This window comes from Streptomyces deserti, from assembly GCF_054782695.1.
This window is the reverse complement of record NZ_BAAGRZ010000020.1, coordinates 12274-32225: the sequence shown is the minus strand read 5'-3', so window position 1 is coordinate 32225 and position 19952 is coordinate 12274. Positions and strand designations below refer to the sequence as shown.

The 19952-nt window shown below is 69.5% G+C and carries 19 protein-coding genes and 3 pseudogenes; 13 read left to right on the top strand and 9 right to left on the bottom strand.

What is annotated here, in order from left to right:
• Nucleotides 1–62: 62 nt before the first annotated feature.
• Nucleotides 63–1359: pseudogene (locus ACYVMZ_RS27330) on the bottom strand (DUF3533 domain-containing protein).
• Nucleotides 1341–2426, bottom strand: coding sequence for a 4Fe-4S binding protein (locus ACYVMZ_RS27325; RefSeq protein ID WP_461084159.1), 1086 nt, complete (start codon nucleotides 2424–2426; stop codon nucleotides 1341–1343). Before ACYVMZ_RS27325 ends, ACYVMZ_RS27330 begins: the two are co-directional and overlap by 19 nt.
• A gap of 371 nt (nucleotides 2427–2797) precedes the next feature.
• Between ACYVMZ_RS27325 and ACYVMZ_RS27320 the strand changes: the two genes are divergently transcribed.
• On the top strand, nucleotides 2798–3214 hold the full coding sequence (locus ACYVMZ_RS27320; RefSeq protein WP_461084157.1) for an MMPL family transporter: 417 nt from the start codon (nucleotides 2798–2800) through the stop codon (nucleotides 3212–3214).
• A 329-nt stretch (nucleotides 3215–3543) separates the two neighbouring features.
• On the opposite strand, the gene ACYVMZ_RS27315 is transcribed toward ACYVMZ_RS27320, so the two are convergent.
• Nucleotides 3544–3939 carry a hypothetical protein gene (locus ACYVMZ_RS27315; RefSeq protein WP_461084155.1) on the bottom strand — a complete coding sequence of 132 codons (396 nt, stop codon included), beginning with the start codon at nucleotides 3937–3939 and terminating at the stop codon, nucleotides 3544–3546.
• A gap of 178 nt (nucleotides 3940–4117) precedes the next feature.
• Here ACYVMZ_RS27315 and ACYVMZ_RS27310 point away from each other — a divergent pair, with 178 nt between their 5' ends.
• The 3 genes from ACYVMZ_RS27310 (at nucleotide 4118) to ACYVMZ_RS27300 (ending at nucleotide 6611) form a co-directional block, all read left to right on the top strand.
• Nucleotides 4118–5560, top strand: a complete 1443-nt coding sequence (locus ACYVMZ_RS27310) for a PP2C family protein-serine/threonine phosphatase (RefSeq protein ID WP_461084153.1) — start codon at nucleotides 4118–4120, stop codon at nucleotides 5558–5560.
• Nucleotides 5561–5568: 8 nt separating this feature from the next.
• Nucleotides 5569–5934, top strand: coding sequence for an STAS domain-containing protein (locus ACYVMZ_RS27305; RefSeq protein WP_461084151.1), 366 nt, complete (start codon nucleotides 5569–5571; stop codon nucleotides 5932–5934).
• Between the two features lie 197 nt (nucleotides 5935–6131).
• Entirely contained in the window at nucleotides 6132–6611 is a 480-nt protein-coding gene (locus ACYVMZ_RS27300; RefSeq protein WP_461084149.1) for an ATP-binding protein, read from the top strand.
• Nucleotides 6612–6759: 148 nt separating this feature from the next.
• On the opposite strand, the gene ACYVMZ_RS27295 is transcribed toward ACYVMZ_RS27300, so the two are convergent.
• Complete coding sequence (locus ACYVMZ_RS27295; RefSeq protein ID WP_361950522.1) at nucleotides 6760–6930, bottom strand: hydrophobic protein; 171 nt, start codon at nucleotides 6928–6930, stop codon at nucleotides 6760–6762.
• Between the two features lie 485 nt (nucleotides 6931–7415).
• Between ACYVMZ_RS27295 and ACYVMZ_RS27290 the strand changes: the two genes are divergently transcribed.
• A complete protein-coding gene (locus ACYVMZ_RS27290; protein WP_461084303.1) occupies nucleotides 7416–8255 on the top strand; it encodes an alpha/beta hydrolase in 840 nt (279 codons plus the stop codon).
• Nucleotides 8230–8454 (top strand): annotated as a pseudogene (locus ACYVMZ_RS27285) (hypothetical protein); the annotation flags it as partial. The gene ACYVMZ_RS27290 and the pseudogene ACYVMZ_RS27285, both read left to right, overlap by 26 nt.
• Nucleotides 8455–9049: 595 nt before the next feature.
• Here the strand turns inward: ACYVMZ_RS27285 and ACYVMZ_RS27280 are convergent.
• Nucleotides 9050–9487, bottom strand: a complete 438-nt coding sequence (locus tag ACYVMZ_RS27280; protein ID WP_461084147.1) for a MerR family transcriptional regulator — start codon at nucleotides 9485–9487, stop codon at nucleotides 9050–9052.
• Nucleotides 9488–9935: 448 nt separating this feature from the next.
• Between ACYVMZ_RS27280 and ACYVMZ_RS27275 the strand changes: the two genes are divergently transcribed.
• Nucleotides 9936–11441, top strand: coding sequence for a SulP family inorganic anion transporter (locus ACYVMZ_RS27275; RefSeq protein WP_461084145.1), 1506 nt, complete (start codon nucleotides 9936–9938; stop codon nucleotides 11439–11441).
• Nucleotides 11442–11660: 219 nt separating this feature from the next.
• Entirely contained in the window at nucleotides 11661–11885 is a 225-nt protein-coding gene (locus ACYVMZ_RS27270; protein WP_461084143.1) for a hypothetical protein, read from the top strand.
• A 134-nt stretch (nucleotides 11886–12019) separates the two neighbouring features.
• Here ACYVMZ_RS27270 and ACYVMZ_RS27265 read toward each other — a convergent pair whose 3' ends face one another.
• The gene (locus ACYVMZ_RS27265) at nucleotides 12020–12379 is read right to left on the bottom strand and encodes an STAS domain-containing protein (RefSeq protein WP_461084141.1); all 360 of its coding nucleotides are present in this window, start codon (nucleotides 12377–12379) and stop codon (nucleotides 12020–12022) included.
• A 394-nt stretch (nucleotides 12380–12773) separates the two neighbouring features.
• On the opposite strand from ACYVMZ_RS27265, the gene ACYVMZ_RS27260 reads away from it, so the two are divergent.
• Nucleotides 12774–13079 (top strand): ANTAR domain-containing protein, encoded by a 306-nt coding sequence (locus ACYVMZ_RS27260; protein WP_461084139.1) that lies wholly within the window; start codon nucleotides 12774–12776, stop codon nucleotides 13077–13079.
• 271 nt (nucleotides 13080–13350) lie between these two features.
• A complete protein-coding gene (locus ACYVMZ_RS27255; protein ID WP_461084137.1) occupies nucleotides 13351–13830 on the top strand; it encodes an ATP-binding protein in 480 nt (159 codons plus the stop codon).
• Nucleotides 13831–14001: 171 nt separating this feature from the next.
• On the opposite strand, the gene ACYVMZ_RS27250 is transcribed toward ACYVMZ_RS27255, so the two are convergent.
• Together ACYVMZ_RS27250 and ACYVMZ_RS27245 are read right to left on the bottom strand one after the other, a co-directional pair.
• Nucleotides 14002–15057, bottom strand: coding sequence for a fatty acid desaturase family protein (locus ACYVMZ_RS27250; protein WP_461084135.1), 1056 nt, complete (start codon nucleotides 15055–15057; stop codon nucleotides 14002–14004).
• Nucleotides 15058–15092: 35 nt separating this feature from the next.
• The gene (locus ACYVMZ_RS27245) at nucleotides 15093–16178 is read right to left on the bottom strand and encodes a ferredoxin reductase (protein WP_461084133.1); all 1086 of its coding nucleotides are present in this window, start codon (nucleotides 16176–16178) and stop codon (nucleotides 15093–15095) included.
• Nucleotides 16179–16938: 760 nt separating this feature from the next.
• On the opposite strand from ACYVMZ_RS27245, the gene ACYVMZ_RS27240 reads away from it, so the two are divergent.
• The 3 genes and pseudogenes from ACYVMZ_RS27240 to ACYVMZ_RS27230 form a co-directional block, all read left to right on the top strand.
• Nucleotides 16939–17142: a cold-shock protein gene (locus tag ACYVMZ_RS27240; RefSeq protein ID WP_007379522.1), complete on the top strand. Its 204-nt coding sequence runs from the start codon at nucleotides 16939–16941 to the stop codon at nucleotides 17140–17142.
• A gap of 262 nt (nucleotides 17143–17404) precedes the next feature.
• Entirely contained in the window at nucleotides 17405–17800 is a 396-nt protein-coding gene (locus ACYVMZ_RS27235) for a DUF2267 domain-containing protein (RefSeq protein WP_461084130.1), read from the top strand.
• A gap of 658 nt (nucleotides 17801–18458) precedes the next feature.
• Nucleotides 18459–18595, top strand: a pseudogene (locus ACYVMZ_RS27230) (kinase); the annotation flags it as partial.
• A gap of 137 nt (nucleotides 18596–18732) precedes the next feature.
• Here the strand turns inward: ACYVMZ_RS27230 and ACYVMZ_RS27225 are convergent.
• Nucleotides 18733–19356, bottom strand: a complete 624-nt coding sequence (locus ACYVMZ_RS27225) for a hypothetical protein (protein WP_461084128.1) — start codon at nucleotides 19354–19356, stop codon at nucleotides 18733–18735.
• Between the last annotated feature and the right edge of the window lie 596 nt (nucleotides 19357–19952).

Sequence of the window (19952 nt, the reverse complement as noted above, 5' to 3'; positions counted from 1 at the left end):
TTAACTCGCTGAGGACGAAATGAAAACCGATCGGTTTTCAGGGTGTGGCGGGACGGCTTCCGCTACGCCGGGGCGGCGGTCTTCTCGGACTTCGTCTCGGCCGGGATGCGATGCAACCCCCTACGGTCGTACCAACCGGCCGTGCCGAAGCCGAACAGCACGGCCGCCGCGAGGCTGACGGCCATCATCACCCAGCCCCGGGTCAGGCCCGCGTCGGCCTGGGCGTCGTAGCAGAGGATCGAGCGGAGACCGCCGGTGAGCTGCCGCAGCGGCTCGAACTCCGCGAGGAAGCGGTAGAAGCCGGGGAGCGCCTCGATGGGGGTGGTGGCGCCGGCCGTCGGCACCGCCATCCCGATGAAGACCAGCGTGACCACCAGCATGCCGGGCGTGCCGAAGACGGCAAGGAGGGCGAGGGCACCGATCCCGGAGACCGCGATGGCGCATACCGAGACCAGCCACAGCAGCGGCAGATGGGCGGCGTCCATCCCCATGATGCCGACCGCGCCCACCATGACCAGGGTTCCCATCAGCGGGGACAGAGCGATCATCAGGGTGCTGCTGATCGCGAGGGTCTGCACCCGGGGTCGCCCGGATCGGCGGGCGGTGCAGGCGCAGCGGGCCCATGTCGTTGTGGGTATAGCCGAGGGCGTGGTCCACCTGGCCGCTGATGACATTGGTGGACAGCATGCCGCAGACCACTAGGACGAGCGCGTAGTAGAACGCCGTCAGACCCAGGCCGCTGTGCGGGTCGAGTGGACGCCCGTCCTTGACCGTGACGGCGACCGGGTCGGCGAGCAGGACGCGCGCCGCGACGGGCAGCTTCGCGTGCCCGGCCCCGTTCTGCGCGGTCAGCTCCCTGCCCGCCTGGAGCGAGGCACTCTCGGCCGCCGCCGCCGTCGTCGCCGCCCGAGCCAGGCTGGAGCCCAGGCTGCCGGCGGACTGGTTGGCCAGCATCGTCAGCGCCGGGCGGACCGGGGTCCCGGTGGTCGTCGTGCTGGTCAGTGCGGTGGTCGAGGAGGAGAAGTCAGCGGGGGTGACGAGCGCGCCGTACAGCTTGCCCTCCCCGACTTCGTCCTTCGCCCCCTTCTCGTCCAGCACCTTTCAGTCGATCTTGCGCCCGCTCGCAGTGGACCTGATGATCGACTCGGTGAGCTGCGCTCCCAGGTTGATGTGCTTGCCCCCGGCAGAAGCCCCTCTGTCGGCGTTGACCAGACCGACGGGCAGCTTCTTCGTGTGGTCGACCGGATCGATGTCGGCACCGACGTAGAGCACGGTGAACAGCAGCGCGAGTATGCCCGTGAGGTCTCCCTGCCCCGGCAGTGCCAGGGGGCCGCGGGGTGTTACGTCGGGGGCTGCCAGCCGCCGGTGACTTCCTTGACGGGCTTGTGGGGGAAGCGGCGCCGGGCGTATTCCTGCGCGTGTGAGCCCGGCAGGACGTAGAGGGTTTCCTTTTTGTCCTGCAGCGGTCGCAGGACGGTGTCCATGAAGGTCTTGCGGTCGTCCAGGTAGGGGCCCAGGACGTCTTCGCCGCCGGGGCAGACGGCCATGCAGTAGCCGGACTTGTAGCCGGGGGGCGAGGCCAGGCTCTGCCACATGGAGGCGCTCTCGGAATCGGAGACCCGGGAGCGGTAGTCGGCGGCGTCCTGACTGTCGGCCACGGTCTGCGCCCAGTCGGTGAACCCGCTCATGAACTCCCGGTAGTTGTGCGTGGTGCAGGCCAGCGCGTCGAATGCCCCGTCCTTGCTGATGGCGCCGACCGGGCAGGCGGCGACGCACAGCTTGCAGTCGATGCAGGGGTTGTAGTCCAGCGCCTGCCCGTACTCGCTCACCTCGGCGTCCACCAGGACGGTGGCCAGCAGTATGAAGTTGCCGAACTTCGGGTGGATGACGTTGCGGTGCAGGCCCATCACGCCGAGCCCCGCGGCCACCGCGACCGTCTTGTGCGCCACCACCCAGATCCGCTCACTGGGGAAGCGGTCCATCTCTTGGGGGAAGCCGACCGACGGATTGAGCGCGCGGTAGCCGGCGTCCTGCAGTGCCTGGGTGACGCTGCGGGCGGCGTGGTTGGCCTGTTCGTCGGTCTGGTGGAACTCCTGGTTGGCCACGCTGCGGGCCGGGGAGCGGCAGTTGTCGCGGTTCATCCGGACCGCCATCGCGATCAGAGTGCGGGTGCCGGGCAGTGCGGACTGTGCGTGCTCGCGCTCGCCTGCCAGGTCGGGGTGGTCCAGGCTGACCGCGGCCGCGTCGTCCGCGCCGGTCGCCAGGCACAGTTCGCGCAGCCAAGCCGCGTCGATCACCGCCGGCGGGCTCGTGACGTCACCGGCTCTGCGCCGGGCGAGCACGGCCCGCACCGACGGGTGCGCAGCCAGCTTCGCCGGAAGCCTGGGATCCGCCGACTGTCCCTCGGCGTCGCGCGCGGTGGTCATCGGGTGCTCCTAGTGAGTGAGTCTGGCGTGGAGACTCGCCGCCGCGGCGAGAAACCGATCAGTTTCCATCAGCGTAAACTGGTCGGTTTCCGCATGGCAAGCCCAAGGGGTGGCCATCTCCCTCGACCCACATCTCGCCGTCCGGCGAAAGGCGTCGGCTGCACAGTGGGGCCGACGGTGACCTGCAACAACGGCCTCGGACCATTCCGCGAGCCGACCGAACCGCAGCGGGAAACCGATCGGTGTGACCCGAAACCGATCGGTGTACGCTGCGTCGCATAAACATCGAACGAACACCTGACGAGCGCTTCGTCGGCCTCTCCGATTGGCCGTACGAGCCTCGGTACGGCCATGGTCGGTAGGGCCTGCGTGTGCACTATGTCGACGAGGGGCCGCCCGACGGCCCGGTCGTGGTCCTCGCTCACGACGAGCCGACCTGGGGCTACCTCTATCGCACGATGATCCCGGGTTGGTGGCAGTCGGCCGACGTGTCTCTGCAGTCCATCGGCCGCCTGGTCCTGAGCGCCGCGCTGCTGATGTGCGTGCCGCTCACTGCGATCGGGATGAGCGGTGTGCTGACCATGAAGCTCTTCGGCGTCGGCATGGTGTTCGCGGTCCTGGTGGACGTGCTGGTGGTGCGCATCCTGCTGGGGTCGGCCGTCATGAAGCTGATGGGCAGGGCGGCCTGGTGGGCTCCTGGCCCGCTGGCCCGCTTCTACATGCGGTACGGCGTCAAAGAGACCGACGTGCCGACCGACGCCGACAAGCCGATCCCGGTAGCGGGCTGAACCCGGCGAGGAGGGGCCGAAGTGCCTTCCCTGGAGGCACGTCGGCTACAAGCGGAAACCGATCGGTTTACGAGGCGGGCCGCTCGCCGTACGAGTCGCGGCTGAAACGGCCGGACGACAGCATTCGCACGACGCCGTCAGGCGTCGCCGTAGACGGCGCGCATCACTTCCGTCCACTGCAAGGGCCGGGTCGCTTGGCAGCCATGGCAGCGGTGTCCGGTGACCCGCTCAGCCGTGGGGGAGTCGGACTGTGCGGAGCGGACTTGGCACACGTCCACGAGCAGCGGCGTGCGGCAGAGAGGGCAGGGCTCCTCCATACCTGGTGATCGTCATGGGCGGGAGAGTGCACCAGCCGACGCCTTACCGTCTCGTGCTGCCGGGGTGGCCCACCTGGCGGGCGCCACGGTGAAGATCTGGTTGGTCACCAGCTGGCGGAGCTCTTCGATCTCGGCGTTCTGGTTCGCGATGGTCTTCTTGAGCTTGGCGACGGTCTCCCGCAGCCGCTTCTCAGGCTCCGGGACCTGCCGGGTTTCGTGTCGGACGCGCTCGGAGAACTCGTTCTTCAGATCAGCGTGTCGCTTCATGAGGGCCATGCGGTCGACGCCAGCCTCGGCAGCGAGAGCGACGATGGTCAGGCTCCCGTCAGAGGCGATGGCCTGTCCTGCCAGGAGCCGGTCCATGGCCGCGCGGATGTGGTGGAGCTCGGCCTGGTGCTGTTCGGTCACGTCAGGGCCTCTCCGGATTGAGCGGTGGTGTCGTGTGTCGGCCGTGAGCGCGAAAGGAGGTGAGCGATGCTGCCGCAAATCTGGCGTTCACCGCGGCATTGGCGTTCGGACGTGTACTCGATCTAGGCTGCGTCGGTTCGTGCCGTTCGCGGCGGCCCATCGACGGAGAGGAAAGCCGATGACGCAGCAGGCTTCGGCGGCCCACCCGGCGCCTGGGCGGCGCCCCGAGCTGGTCCCGGACCCGGCTGTGGAGGCGGCCCGTATTGCGGCGGTACGCCGCTACGACATCCTCGACACTCCGCCCGACGGCGCGTTCGACCGGGTGGCGGCCATGGCCGCCCGCCTCTTCGATGTCCCCGTGGCCACGGTCACGATCGTGGACACCGACCGCATCTGGTTCAAGGCCGCACACGGCCTGGAGGGCGTCAAGGAGATCGGCCGCGATCCGGGCCTGTGCGGCTCGGCGATTCTGCGCGATGACGCGCTGGTCATCCCCGACACCCTTCGTGATCCCGTGGCGGCAAACAATCCGCTGGTCGCCGGAGAGATGGGTGTGCGCTTCTACGCCGCCGCACCGATCATCACCCCCGACGGCCACCGGCTGGGCACGGTCAACGTCCTGGACACCAAGCCGCGCTCCATCACCGAGGACGACACCGCCACACTGGCCGATCTTGCCGCGATCGTCCTGGACGAGATGGAGCTGCGGCTGTCGGCGCTGCGCGCACTACGCAACGAGCAGGAACGGCGGGAGGCGGAACGGGCGGCGCGGGAACAAGCGGAGAAAGACAAATCCGCCATCGCCGCGTTCGCCTCCACCCTCCAGCGAACCCTGCTGCCCCCGGCGCTTCCCGTGGTGCCCGGCCTGGAGCTGGCCTGCCATTATCACACCGCCTCCGTCCACGATGTGGGCGGCGACTTCTACGACGTCTTCCCCGTCGGCGGCGGCCAGTGGGCGTTCTTCCTCGGTGACGTGTGCGGCAAGGGCCCCGAGGCGGCGACCGTCACCGCCCTGACCCGCCACACCCTGCGCGTCGCGGCCCAGATGGATCCGGACCCGGTCACCGTCCTGAGCACGCTCAACACCGCCCTGCTCACCGACGTCACCGCCGGAAGCCGCTTTTGCACCGCTCTCTTCGGCCTGCTGGTACCACGGGAGGACGGCGGCTTCACCGTCACAGTGGCCACCGGCGGCCACCCGCCGGCCTACCACCTGCGCCCCGACGACAGCGGCGCGGTATGGGTCAAGGCGATCCGACCCAAGGGCGGCATGCTCATCGGAGCCTTCCCCCAGGCACACTTCGCCCAGGCCACCTTCTCCCTGGCCCCCGGGGAGGGCCTGTTCCTCTACACCGACGGGCTGACCGAAGCCCGCACCACCCAGGGCACCATGCTCGGCGAGGACGGCCTGACCGGCTTCCTCCACCAGCGCACCGGCCCCCTTACCGCCACCACCCTGGTCGAAGACGCCGTCACGTTGCTGGCCTCCCTGCCCGACGGAGCCGGCGACGACGTGGCCCTGCTGGCCCTGTCCGTGTCTGACCCCGAAACCGCACCCGATGCCGGGGTCGCCGCCACCGCCCACACCACCACCGCACCCGAACACTTCGGCCAGGAGTGATGACCGACGTGACCCACACGCTTCACCTGACCGTCCAGCACCCCCACCCCGGCCTTGCGGTCGCCACGATCGTCGGGGATGTGGACATGCACACCGCGCCCAACCTGCGCTCCGGGGCCCTGGAGATCATTCAGCAAGGACACCCACGCCTGACCCTGGACCTGGCACGGGTCGGCTTCTGCGACTCCGCCGGTCTCAGCGCGATCATCGGCATCTGGCACGCAGCTCAGGAAGCGGGCGGCTCACTCAGCCTCGCAGCCGTCCCCGACCGCCTGATGCGCATGCTCAGCATGACCGGCATCGACTCACTCCTGCCTGTCCATGCCACAGCCGCCGACGTGACCGACAGCCCGCCCGCCTCCGCAAAGAGGTAAGCAACCTCTATGCCGGACCAGAGGCTTGTGCGGCGATCCAGCGGGGCAGCCAACAGGCAGTCTGGCTCTCTCCACGACAGCGGACGCACATTCGACAGCGGTTTCGGGAGGCGGATGGGCGCTGTCTGGCTGGTCATGCGATCCTGCCCGGACACAGCGTGAATCTCTTGCGAAGCATGTGAGATGGGGCGGGGTGTATGGGGCAGACGGCGGGGGATGCAGGACAGAAGACCGGGGACAGTGATCCGCTGTCGGCGTCGGCCGCCTATGACGGCGACTCTTCCTGTATTGGTGCCGCGCGGCGCCTGGCCACCGGTTTTCTCAGCGATGTGCAGGCCGTGCACGGGCTGCCGGTGTCCGAGCGGGCGCTGGGCATGACGCAACTGGTGGTCAGTGAACTGGTCACCAACGCGGTGAAGTACGCGCCTGGGCCGGTCATGCTCGATCTGCAGATCGTCGGCGGCGCGGTACGGGTTTCGGTGTGGGACAGCGATCCGGTCCTGCCGGACGTAGCCGCCACCGATCCGCGGCGAGTGGGCCGGCACGGCCTGGAGATCACCCTCGCCGTCAGCCAAGGCTACGAAGTCCACCGTGAACCGGTCGGCAAACGCGTCACGGCGCTGATCGCGCTGGCCGACGACCCCGGCGGGAACATCGCCGGCCGCACTGCTCGGTAAAGGCCCGATGGCGACGCCGACAGGAGGGAGCTGGGGTCCGATGGACGGAGGCGCAGGTTCCGCTGCTTCACCGGGCCCCACTGCCGGACATGTCTGCGGGCCCCGGGTGCACCCGGGGCCCGCAGTGTGGCGCGTTGCCGCTTGAGGGTTACCAGCGATACCAGCGACCCTTGCGGCCGCTTGTGTCCGCCGTCCGCACGACGAAGCCCAGCAGCCAGACCACCAGCACGATCACGGCGATCCACCACAGTGCCTTCAGTGCGAAACCCGCACCAAAGAGGATCAGAGCCAGCAGCAGAACCAGAAGCAGGGGAACCATAGTGATCAACCTCCGACGCTCCGGATGCCCTGTCAATCGAAGAACACACGCTCGATTTCCCTGGTTTCTCCGCCGTTCTTACGGACACTCGACGCACTTCTACCACCACGCATTGTTGATCCCTTGACGGCCCGCCGCGTCACGGACCGGGATGATGGTCTGCATCCGTGGATGGGGGAGGGCGTGGCTGGCTCGGCTGGCTGGCAGCGGATGCGGCTGGGAGGATGAGGGGCGGGGCGCTGCCCTTGGCTTCGGTCCGGCTCGGGATGAGGGTGGAGGGGTTGGCGTGCTGTGTGCGGCTGGCAGGGCGGTATCGGTGCTTACCCTTTCCCGGCCCGGTCGGGGTCTGTGCCGTGGGTGATGCCCCGACGGTGCAGGCCGCTGCAGGCAGGCCGCCGACTGCACCCCAGGTGCGCCACAGGCAGCTCTCGCCGGGTGTACGGGTGGTCAGCGTCGATGCGGACGGCGTCGCCCTGTCCGGTCTGATGAGTGAACCCGTGGATGGTTCTGCGCGTGCGGTGATCGTTGCGCTGCACGGCGGGGGTATGAATGCCGGGTATTTCGATGGCCAGGCGCACCCGGATGTGTCCTTGCTGGCGTTGGGTGCGCGCTTGGGTTATGCGGTGCTGGCGCTGGACCGTCCCGGCTACGGTGCGTCAGCCGGCCGCTTTCCCCGCGGGCAGAGACTGACCGCGCAGGCCGCGACCGTGCGGGCCGCAATAGCCGCCTTCACTGCCCGCCATGCACCCGGTGTCGGCACCTTGCTGCTGGGTCATTCCTTCGGGGCCAAGGTCGCCTTGGCCGCCGCCGCGGACAGCGGCGTGCGCAAGCTGCTGGGCGTGGATGTCTCGGGGTGCGGGCGCAGGCTCGCGGTGAATCCCGGATTGGTCGGCCGGGAGGCGGGTGCGGGACTGCGGCGGCTGAACTGGGGGCCGCTGGGCTTGTATCCGGCAGAGACATTTCAGATGAGCCAGACCGTGGTGGCGCCGATGCCTGCGCATGAGGTCGGCACGGTGGCGGGCTGGACGCGGCTGTCGGCTGTGCTCCTGCCGCGTATTGGCGTCCCCGTCCGGCTGACCTTCGCCGAGCATGAGGCCTGGTGGCGCCACAACGATGAGGAGATCGCCGATCTGACCGCACGGCTGTCCGCAGCTCCGCGGATTGTCGTCGACCGTCTGCCTCACGCCGGGCACAACATCAGTCTCGGCTGGACTGCCCGCGCCTACCACCTCAAGGTTCTGGCGTTCGCCGAAGAATGCCTGGCCCACGCACACCACCCGGCAGTGACCGGCTCAGCACCTGATCCGCTGGCCTGGAACCGGTGAGTGGTCGTCCATCGGCAAGCGCCCGGTCACGGAGATCGCGGATATCGACCAGCGGCTCATCGGCTGGCAGTCCACCCGCCGTTGGCAGATCGCGGACGTGATGCCCGCCCTTGTGACCGATTACGAGGCGACGCAGGGCCATCCGCCGGGGGAGCGGGCCACCTACGCGCTGGACCAGCAGGCCGCCGACTGCTCCCGCCCGCCGAAGCCGGCGGAGGTGCGGTCGCTGTCCGAACTGCCTGCGGCTTGGCGGGATTCGTCGATCCGGAAGGTGGGCGCCTGCGTCGCCTACCGCCTGGCGGAACGGGCCCGGGCGGCAGCCGCGGCGGTCTGGGCCGCGGGTGCGGCCGGTCGTCGACATAGCGCTGGCCGCCGTCGACATCACCGCCGTGGTGTACGTGATGCACGGCGGGTTCCGGCGCTGGCACCTGCTCGCCGAAGCCGCCGCCACCTCGCCCACCCTGCGCGGCCACCCCCACGAACCCCGCCTGGACGAACAGATCGTGCAGACGGCCATCGAGGGCTACACCCGCCCCGCCGGCCGCTCGATGACCGCCGACCTGCGCGCCCTGTACCCGCACGACACCGAGGACCAGGCCGTGGTGCGCCCACTGGCCCGCGCCCGGGCCAAGTCACCCTACGAGCGGGCCCGCCTCGCCGCCGACGCCCTGACCGCCCGCCTCCACGCGGTCCGCCGCTCCCGCCGCCTGCCCTGCCGCACACCGTCGCCGTGCCCGCCGGGCCGCCGCCACGCACAAGGCGCAAGGCCAGTGACGCGTGGCGCGCGGCCGCTGTCAGGCGTGCGCAGCCGGCCCGGCGAAAGAGCCGCTCTCAGGGGCGGCTGCCTCCAGCCGGTTGCGGAGGGTGTAGGCGAAGTCCTCGGCGCGCTCCAGTTGGACGCGCAGCTCCTCGACCTTCCGTGCGGCGGCCTGCTCGTAACCGCGCACCCGGTTCAGCAGGGCTTCCCGCTCGGCGGCGTCGGGCTGCTCGGCGGTGTCAAGGCGGTCGGTGGCTTCGAGCAGGTCGCGCATCTGCTCCAGCGTGAAGCCGAGCGGTTTCATGCGGCGGATCACCATGAGGCGGGCCACGTCGGTCTCGGTGTAGAGACGGAAGCCGCCCTGGGAGCGGGCGGAAGGGATGACGAGGCCGGCCTCCTCGTAGTGCCGGATGGTGCGCAGCGACAGCTCGGTCCGCGCGGCGACCTCGCCGATCTGCATGTGCTTGCCGTCCACGTCCCCGATCCGGCCCTTCTCGTATCCGGCCGTACCGTGCCCCTGCCCGGCCCGCCGATCTCTACTCTAACGTTAGGGTAGAGTTTCCAGTGGTGAGGGTTGGGCCTGCGAGCCGTTCCTCGCTCCGTGCGCGGGGCGGGCATGCAGGCCGTGCCGTGCTGCCGTGTCGGGGCCGATGCAGCCCCCGGCGAAGAATCCGAGTCTTGCAGGAGAGACGCGTGCGCGAGTCCGTGGTGCCCGGCGCCGCTGCCTGTCCGCCGTGACGCTTCGCCTTTGACCAGAGCCCGAGCAGGCGCCCCGTCCGCTGCTTCGCCGACTCTGCCTCACGTTGACTTCCGGCCCTGCTCAGCGGGCCGATCGCGGGATGTCGGCCCGGCCTCCCGCGCCTTTCTTCGCGCGCCCCGACCTGCCCTCGGGGTGTGCCCGAGCACGACAGGTAGCTGCTTTCTTGTCTTCTTCCGTTCTCTCTCCCGGCGCGCGGTTGCGCGCCCTGCGCCCGGACTGGCTGCGTGATCCGAAGGTCTGGCGCACCGAGGCGCTGGCCGGCCTGGTGGTCGCGCTCGCCCTGATCCCGGAGGCGATCTCGTTCTCGATCATCGCCGGGGTCGATCCGGCGATCGGCCTGTTCGCGTCCTTCACCATGGCCGTCACCATCGCCGTCGTCGGCGGCCGACGGGCGATGATCTCCGCCGCCACCGGTGCGGTGGCCCTCGTGATCGCACCGCTCAACCGCGAGCAGGGCCTGGGCTACCTCGTCGCCGCGGTCATCCTCGCCGGGGTCTTCCAGGTGATCCTGGGCGCGGTGGGGGTCGCGAAGCTGATGCGGTTCATCCCGCGCTCGGTGATGGTCGGCTTCGTCAACGCCCTCGCCATCCTCATCTTCATGGCCCAGGTCCCCGAGATGACCGACGTGCCCTGGCCGGTGTACCCGCTGATCGCGGCCGGGCTGGCGCTGATGGTGCTCTTCCCGAAGATCACCACGGTGATCCCGGCGCCGCTGGTGTCCATCTTGATCCTCACCGTGGTCACGGTCGCGGCCGGGATCGCGGTGCCCACCGTCGGCGACAAGGGTGAACTGCCGTCCTCACTGCCGGTTCCGGGCCTGCCGGACGTGCCCTTCACCCTGGACACCCTGACGACCATTGCCCCGTACGCGTTCGCGATGGCCTTGGTCGGCCTGATGGAGTCGCTGATGACGGCAAAGCTGGTCGACGACATCACCGACACCCACTCCAGCAAGACCCGCGAGTCGATCGGGCAGGGCATCGCCAACATCGTCACCGGCTTCTTCGGCGGCATGGGCGGTTGCGCCATGATCGGCCAGACGATGATCAATGTGAAGGTGTCCGGTGCCCGCACCCGCCTGTCCACCTTCCTCGCCGGGGCGTTCCTGATGGTGCTGTGCATCGTCTTCGGCCCGGTCGTCTCCGACATCCCCATGGCCGCCCTGGTCGCGGTGATGGTCATGGTGTCGTTCGCGACGTTCGACTGGCACTCCATCGCCCCGAAAACCCTCAAGCGGATGCCCGCCGGGGAGATCACCGTCATGGTGATCACCGTCGCCTGCGTGGTCGCCACCCACAACCTCGCCGTCGGCGTCGTCGTCGGCTCGATCACCGCGATGGTGGTTTTCGCCAAGCGGGTCGCCCACCTGGCCGAGGTCACTGCGGTGACCGATCCCGACGGCACAAGCGTGGTTTACCGGGTGACCGGTGAGCTGTTCTTCGCCTCCTCCAACGACCTCGTCGGCCAGTTCGACTACGTGGGCGACCCCGACAAGGTCGTCGTCGACCTGTCCGCCGCCCACATCTGGGACGCCTCCTCCGTCGCCGCCCTGGACGCCATCGAGACCAAGTACGCCCAGCGCGGCAAGAGCGTCGAGATCACCGGCCTGAACGAACCGAGCGCCCACCTCCACGGCAAGCTCAGCGGCGAACTCGCCGCCAGCCACTGACGCACACCCTCCCGCAGACACCGCTGCGGAGTCCGGCAACCTCGGCCCCGGCGCCGCCCGTCTCCGTGGGACGGCGCCGGGGCCGAACACTCTCCGCAGGCCTCGCGCGGGACGAGGCAGTGAAGTTGAGCCGGTACCCGTGTTGGCTACTGGCCTCCGCCTCCCGTCTCGGGAAAGCTGGCCATCAGCGATGTCTTCGGTGGCAACGCGTTCCTGCCAGTGCTGTTCCTGCTGGCCACCCTCATCTCCGGCAAGCCGGTCCTGCCCGCCGCGCATCACACCGACATCTACCTCACCGCCCTCGGCATCGCGGTGACCGCCGTCTACGTCACCGGACTGGTCTTCCGGCCCCAACGCCAGTACCTACGGATGGGCGTCGACAGCATCGCCGTCCTCCTCTCGTACGCCGCCGGCATAGCCGGCCTGGCCACGATCGGCAGCTGACGCATGTCCTGGCCGGCCGGTGACACGGCGGTCAAGGCGGCGCTGCTCTTCCTCGCAGGGGTCGTGGGATTCCGGCTGGGAGAGCGGCGCACCTTGGCGGAGCGAAGCCGGGCACTGGAGGGAGCGGGCGGGGATCAGGCAGCGGTTTCCGGCGCGAGGGCCTGATGGAGGGTCGGGTACAGCTCGAGGACGTTGTCCAGGCCGACGATGTGCAGGAGGTCCAGCACGCGCGTGGGGGTGTGGGCCAGGCGCAGCCAGCCGCCGCGGGCCCGGGCCGCGTTGTTCGCGGCGACAAGAACGTTGATGCCGCTGGAGTCCATGAAGGTGACGTCGCGGAAGTCGACGACGGCCGTGTACCGGGCGGGGCCGTCGTCTGCGGTGAGTGCCTGGCGGAAGATGTCGGCCGTGGTGTGGTCGATCTCTCCGGCCAGGGCGAGGACGTTCACGCCGTCGGCGGTGGTGTGCTGGGAGACGGTCAAGCGGGCCTGGCTCATGCCGTCTCCTTTTCGTCCGTGGTGGGCACTCGTCGGTTACGAGGTCACCGACCACGTAAATGTACGCCGCAGCACAATGTCAACTGCCCCGGTCAAACCAGGATGAAGCGCCTTGCGCCGGGGGGTCCGCAGGAGTCGTTTCGCGGTGGCGTCGGGGAGGCGTTTCGCGACGTCCGGCGACCGCGACGTGTGAGGACACACACAGGGGCCGTCGACGCGGCAGTACCTGGCTCTTGTGCTCTTCTATACTCGCGTCACCGTACGGGGCCGGTGTGTGGGGGATGCTGCCGGGAAGGCGTCGGATATGCGACCTTCCCAACGCCCGGGCCCCCGGCGTGGCCGCACTGGAACAGAGCCTTCAGGCGGCGCGCGCGACGGTGTGGCCCGTTCCCCCATGTCCGATGACGGCGAGCTGTCGCTTGCCGAGCGGGCAGAGTTGTTGCGTGAGGAGACCGAGCAGCTCAAGGCGGCGCTGGAGCGGCGGCCGGTCATCGATATCGCCCGCGGAGTGCTGATGGCGGTCTGGTCGTGCACGATGGAGGAAGCGTGGGAGATCTTGGTGAGGGTCTCCCAGAACACCAACACCAAATTGCACGACATCGCCCAAGCCGTGATCGGAACGACGCAGCAGGAGCCCATGCCGGAGCATCTGCAGAAGCAGCTGGCCGCCGCGGTGGCGGCGCGGCGGGCTTCGAGGTGACGGGCGAGCGTAAGACGGGCGCCCTCGGGTAGGCGGGCCGTGCTGGCGGGGAAGCGGCGGAACGCCTGGGGAGGTCGGCGCCGCTTCCCCGCCCCACAACACCTAATTGTTTTCGCATGTCTGGTCGGACGGTGACTCTCACAGTCACTTCGAGTAACTCCCCCAGGCACGTACAGCACAGCGGGGCAGTCGACAGGCGGCCGGCATGGCATGCTGCCCGGACGCGCAGCGTGAATATTTTGTGACGATCATGTGGAACGGGGCGGGGTGTATGGGGCAGACGGCGGGGGATGCAGGACAGAAGACCGGGGACAGTGATCCGCTGTCGGCGTCGGCCGCCTATGACGGCGACTCTTCCTGTATTGGTGCCGCGCGGCGCCTGGCCACCGGTTTTCTCAGCGATGTGCAGGCCGTGCACGGGCTGCCGGTGTCCGAGCGGGCGCTGGGCATGACGCAACTGGTGGTCAGTGAACTGGTCACCAACGCGGTGAAGTACGCGCCTGGGCCGGTCATGCTCGATCTGCAGATCGTCGGCGGCGCGGTACGGGTTTCGGTGTGGGACAGCGATCCGGTCCTGCCGGACGTAGCCGCCACCGATCCGAGGCGAGTGGGCCGGCACGGCCTGGAGATCACCCTCGCCGTCAGCCAAGGCTACGAAGTCCACCGTGAACCGGTCGGCAAACGCGTCACGGCGCTGATCGCGCTGGCCGACGACCCCGGCGGGAACATCGCCGGCCGCACTGCGCCGTAGGGGCTCGATGGGGAGGCCGACCCGCATGACGGGCTCCGGGGCAGGTGCACGGGATGGCGTCACCTCGTCTGTGCCGCCCAGGTACGGCACGTCCTCAGCAAGGCGGGCTTCTACCTGGTCGCGGAGACGGGCGGTGGGATGCCCGGCCTGCGGGTGGGATCGGTGCCAGGGTTACGGGAGCGCCATGCGCCAGATGCGGGCCCAGGTGGAGGCGTACTGCCGCGGCAGCGGGCCGGTGGTGTAGGGGATGCCGTACTTCTCGCACAGCTCGCGCACCCGGGGAGCGATCTGGGCGTAGCGGTTGCTGGGCAGGTCGGGGAAGAGGTGGTGTTCGATCTGGTGGCTGAGGTTGCCGGTGAGGATGTGAAGGAGCGGTCCGCCGTCGATGTTCGCCGAGCCGAGTGCCTGACGTACGTACCACTCGCCGCGGGACTCGCCCTCGATTTCGTCCTCGGTGAAGGATTCCGCGCCGACGGGGAAGTGACCGCAGAAGATGACGGTGTGCGCCCAGATGTTGCGGACGGTGTTGGCGGTGAGGTTGCCGAGCAGGCAGGGCAGGGCGGACGGGCCGGCCAGCAGCGGGAAGAGGACGTAGTCCTTGGTGAACTGCCGTGCCGCCTTGTGGGCCATCCCGGCGAGGTCGCCCAGGAACGCGCGCACGGACCTTCGGCCCTGGACGACGGCCTCGGGCTCCAGGTCGTACAGCGCGATGGCCCATTCGAAGACCGGTGCCAGCAGCGGCCCGCCGTACAGCGGCTGGAGGAGGTGGACGGGGTGCCAGGGCTGGTCCTCGCTCATCCGCATGGCTACGTACCCGAGGTCCCGGTCGCGTCCCACCACGTTGGTCCAGGTGTGGTGGAGGTCGTTGTGGGTGTGTTTCCAGGCGGCGGCCGGGGTGGGGAAGTCCCACTCCCAGGTGGTGGAGTGGATGGCCGGGTCGCGCATCCAGTCCCACTGGCCGTGCAGGATGTTGTGGCCCAGTTCCATGTTCTCCAGGATCTTGGCGGTCGTGAGCAGGGCTGTGCCGGCCAGCCAGGCGGGCGGCAGCAGGGACACTGCCAATGCGGCCCTACCGCCCGCCTCCAGGGCGCGGTGGACGGTGATCAGCGTGTGGATGTACCGGGCGTCCTGCGCGCCGAGGTCTTCCAGCACCTCGGCGCGGATACGGTCCAGTTCCCGCCCGAAGGCGTCGGCATCGGACGGCGTGAGACCCAGCGCAGCGGCCACAGGTGTTCCCCTTCCCAAAGCGTGGCAGATCGTCTCTACAGGTCGATGTGAACGGGGCCGCAGGCGGCCGACACGCAGGTCTGGATCAGGTCGCCCGGCTCGCCGTGCACCTTGCCGGTCCGCAGGTCGCGGACCCGTCCGGCGGACAGCGGGCTGACGCAGCTGTGGCAGATGCCCATACGGCAGCCGCTGGGCATGGCCACGCCTGCCGCCTCGCCGATGTCCAGCAAGGACGTGGCTGGGCGGGCCTCGGCCTCCACACCGCTGCGGGTGAAGCACACCCGCCCGCCGGTTCCGCCGCCGGACGCGGCCACCGGCGGCGGCCGGAACCGCTCCAGGTGCAGCTGGTGGCGGACATCCGCGTCACGCCAGGCCCGCTCGGCGAACGCCAGCAGCCCTTCGGGCCCGCAGGCCCATGTCTCGCGCTCCCGCCAGTCGGGGCACAGCGCGTCCAGACGGGCAAGGTCCAGCCGTCCCTCCCCGCGGGTGTGGTGTTCGTACAGCGTGAACCAGCTCTCGCGGGCGGCCATGTCACGCAGCTCGCCACCGAAGACCACCCGGCCGGCGTCCGGCGCGCTGTGCACCAATACGGTGTCCGGCCGGCGGCCCGAGCGCCGTGAGAGCGCGCGCAGCATGGCCGCCACAGGAGTGATGCCGATGCCGCCGGTCAGGAACAGCAGGCGCGCGGGCGGCGGGTCCGGGAGGACGAACTCCCCCTGGCCGGGTCCCAGACGCAGGATCGTCCCGGGCCTGACCCGCTGCGCCAGGTACGACGACACCCGCCCGCCCGGAACCGCCCGCACGGTGATCGCGAAACGCCCGGAGCCGTCCGGCGGAGTCGTGATCGAGTACGTCCGCCAGTGCAGCACCCCGTCCATACTCACCCCCAGTGGCACGTACTGCCCGGCGGCCCGATACCCCGACCAGCCCCGCCCCGCCCGCACCATCAGCGTCGTCGCGTCCGCCGTCTCCGCGCACAGCGCCTCCACCCGGCCCGCCGGCCACCGGGCCGACCACAGTGGATCCACCACCGCAAGGAAGTCGTCCGGCAGCAGCGGCGTGCTCAGCCGGCCGGCGGCCTGCCATATCGGCCGCGCCAGGTGCCGGAGCGCACCTGCCATCCCGGCCCTCCGTTCCTCGTCCTGTCCGACGTACCTACGCTTACGTAACCGTAGTGCGACGGCAAGTAGGGTTACCTGGTCTTCACCATCTGTAAACGCCACGCCGCCCGGTCCCGGCCGTTCCCTCGCCCGCCCGCCCCTGCGGAAGCCGGTGGCGTCGCCGTCGCCGCAGGTCGGGCAGTTCCCCCTGATCGAGGACACGGTGGCGCAGGGTGGTGCGGGGCAGGGATCCGGTGCCCTCGGACTCCTGGGCTGCCAGGTCTTTGGTCTGGGCGAGGACCTGCAGGACGGCCGTGGTGACCTGAGCCGCTTCCCCTTGCCGACGTACTCACCGCGCCCGCGGACCCGCCTCGCCACCGCACTGCCCCGCCTCCAGCACGGCGAGCTGACGTCGACGACCCTGACCGTCGGCGCGCGAGCACTACGCGCAGCCGCTGAACCCTTGCGCGACGGCCGGGCAAGCCACCCGAAAATCAGGGACCTCCTTTTCGCGGCTCACACCCGGTGGGCAAAGCCGGATCGCCGCGCGGACGTCTCTTCCTGCGCGACAGCCGGGGCAAGAGGCACGGTCCACGGCCGCGTTGTCAGCGGCTTCCGGCCGCGCGGTGTAGCGTCGTTATTTAGCAGTCGTGGTTCCGAAGTCCCGTTCGCCCGTGATCACGATCATGGGCGTTCTTGCTGTTCAGCGCCTCTCCGGACCAGGGCGATCACCTCCCGGGCGTGCAGGGTGCGCGCCTGTGTTTCCTCCAAGGAGCAGACCATGGCCAAGGGCACCGTGAAGTGGTTCAACAGCGAAAAGGGTTTCGGTTTCATCGAGCAGGAGGGCGGCGGACCTGACGTCTTCGCCCACTACTCCAACATTGCCGCTCAGGGCTTCCGTGAGCTGCAGGAGGGGCAGAAAGTCGAGTTCGACGTCACGCAGGGCCAGAAGGGACCGCAGGCGGAGAACATCCGCCCGGCGTGATCCCAGCGCGCCGCAGGACGGATGGAAGGCCACCACTGGGGGGCACGTACCAGGTGACGCAGGCCAAGCCCCGCAAGATCGCCGTCAGCGCCGGTGAGGGCCGCCAGCAGAGCAGCGGCTGACCGCCGAAGTCCCCGCCAGGCGGGTCAGGTCCGCACCCCCGGCCCCTGGTGATTGCTGCGCCCGGGGCCGGGGCGGCCGGACTGCGGGCAGGCTGGCCCTGAGAAATGCGCAATGCCGCATGTCGATGAAGGAGGCCACCGTGGCCATCGCATGGGAACCGTTCCTGGCCCAGGTCCAAGAACGCGGTGAGTACACCACCACGCGGGAGGCCGAGCGGGTCACCCGGACGGTGCTGGCCGCCCTGGGCGCCCATCTGCTGGGCTCCGAACGCAAGGAACTCGCCGACCAGCTTCCGGCTCAGTGCCAACCCCTGCTGCTCGAACCGCTGCCGGCGACCAAACCGCTCACCCCGCACGAGTTCGTCGAAGCCGTCGCCCTGCTCATCGAGGGCGCAACCCCCGAGACCGCCCGCTGGGACACCGGCGCCGTCCTGAGCACCCTCGCCGACATTGCGGGCGAGGACCTGCTGCACCGCATCCTCACCCAGCTCCCACCCGGCTACGCGCTGCTGTTCGGCCGGTCCGAACTGGCCTGAGGGCAGGTGCCGCGAAGCCCTCGGCGCCTTCTGGCACCTGACGGGCGGCGCAGACAATGAGTCTTCCCCTTTGCGAACCGGCCCTGACCTCGCGGCCGGGGGGGGGCGAGCGCAGCTGTGAGGGGGCGTGTGGGCTGAGCGGGTGATGACGGCGGTTGTGCTGTGTCCAAAACTCTGATCAGGCGTTGACCCGGGCATGAATCCTCGCGTGGACGGCGCTGCGCGGTATGCGGCACCGCTCGGGCTCACTGGCTCCGAGCCTGAGCGGGATGACCTGGGCGTCGTCGTCAAGCGTGGCGGGTGGGGCCGGGCCGTGATGGTCAGCTACTCAGCGGTGATGGTCGCCGCAGCCGTAGTGCTTGCCGTTACGGACCGGCTCCCTTGAAGGGTTCAGACATGGGTGGTCGGGGCAGGCCGGACGGTTTGCGGGCAGCATGGTTCCACACGGGTGGGTGCCTGCGTGACCATCTGGCCGAGGCGATCGCCTCGATCCGTACGCAGACAGCCGTGATGCTGTTCCTGGCCCCCGACCATGTGAGTGGAGCCGGTGCCACCGGGCCAAGGAGAGTCGGCGCCTGCTCGCCGCCCAGGTGATCAGAGGACGCCAGGCTGGATGGGGGGCCAGCGTGCCGTTGGTGACACCCATCCGTAGCGCCGACTGGTCGTGCTGCCCGGTAACAGCGCTTCAAGCAAGCCGTCCGTCAGGGCCGGTATTTCGGCCGGGGCCTGGCTCTGGTCGGCCAGGACATCCTCCGGCGGATCGTGCCGCGCGAGCGGGACCGGCCGCCGCGGGCCTGCGAGGTGCCGTGGCGCCCGAGGTCGCCGCCCGGATCGCGGTCAAGCATGGTTGCTCACCGGCCTCTGCTCCGCCTCACAACGGTGCTCGGGCCGTTGGGCCTGGGTGACCGCGCGCGGGGTGCTGGCAGTCTGCGTCAGCCGTGCGGTTGCATCCAGCGCCAGTCCGGCATGGACGGCATGTGCGCCATGGAGGGCATGTGGGGCGTCCTGCTCATGGCTCGCTGCCACATCCCCCTGGCTTGCTCCTCGGGGCGCTGCTGTTCTCCGTGCAGCGCGTTCAGGACGAGCAGGCCGCCTGTCAGCGCCGGGATAGTCCACTGCAGGAAGGCGAGCTGACGCTGCGCCTTGTCCGTGTCGACGGGGTGCTCCGCGGCCTTTTCGGTATCTTCCGGGTCGCTGGAGGACGCCAGCTCGATCTTCTTGCCCAGCACCCGGCTGTACGCGGTGGCCGCCAGGGCCGCTCCGGTCAGAACTGTCTTTGCCACGGTAGAGGCGGCCACTCCCTGCTGGGTAGCAACCCGTGCCGCGTTCGCCGCGAGCAGGCCACTGCTGCCCACCAGATGGGCTCCGACGGCCGCAGCGTTCACCGGCGCCCACTTCGCCCAACCGGAGCTGGCGATCCGCGCGGGGGTCGCCTGCGTTCCGCCTTCAGCTCGTGCCGCGCCGTTGAGGCCCACCGCGCCCATCAAAGAGCCGCCGAACCATGCGGCCAGCCCCAGGTCGTGCAGGCTGCGCATGACGGTATTGCGTTCCGACATCTCGTGACTTCCCTTCGTTGGACAGTGAGGCCAGCAGCACATCGGCACCGCGTCCACTCACTGTCGCCCGACACAAGGAAGGTCGCACCTCGGGCACCGACGAACGGACCACAAGCCGGCGCAGCCGTCGTGACAGGCAGCCAATGAGCGACACAACCGTGGTCCAGCCGTTCCCGCTGCTTGCGCAGCCGTTCTTCACACGCGTCGGATGATCGCGCCGACCGGCCAGGTAGCGCTCGTCTGCAGTGACCGCGTGGGCGTAGCTGTTGATCTGTGCGACTTCCACCTCGGAGAGCACCGTGCGCGGTCGCTTGGTTCGACGACCAGGTGCTGCTTCGTACGGCCCGCGCCTGTGCCGGTGCAGGGCGGTCCAGCGGGCGGTCAGGATGATGCCTGTGACCGCTGCTGCGGTCAGTGCGGGGATCACCGCTGGTGAGCAGGCATTGCTGTGGTGATCTTTCCGTGCGGGTACTTCCGGGGCAGGGGTGCCGGTATCCAGGCAATTTCCGGCACCCCTTCTTGGTGCGTCAGCCGGGCCAGGTGCCGGCCAGGCATCGGCTCAACTGTGGCTCCGCTCGGGGGGCGTCCTGGTCGTG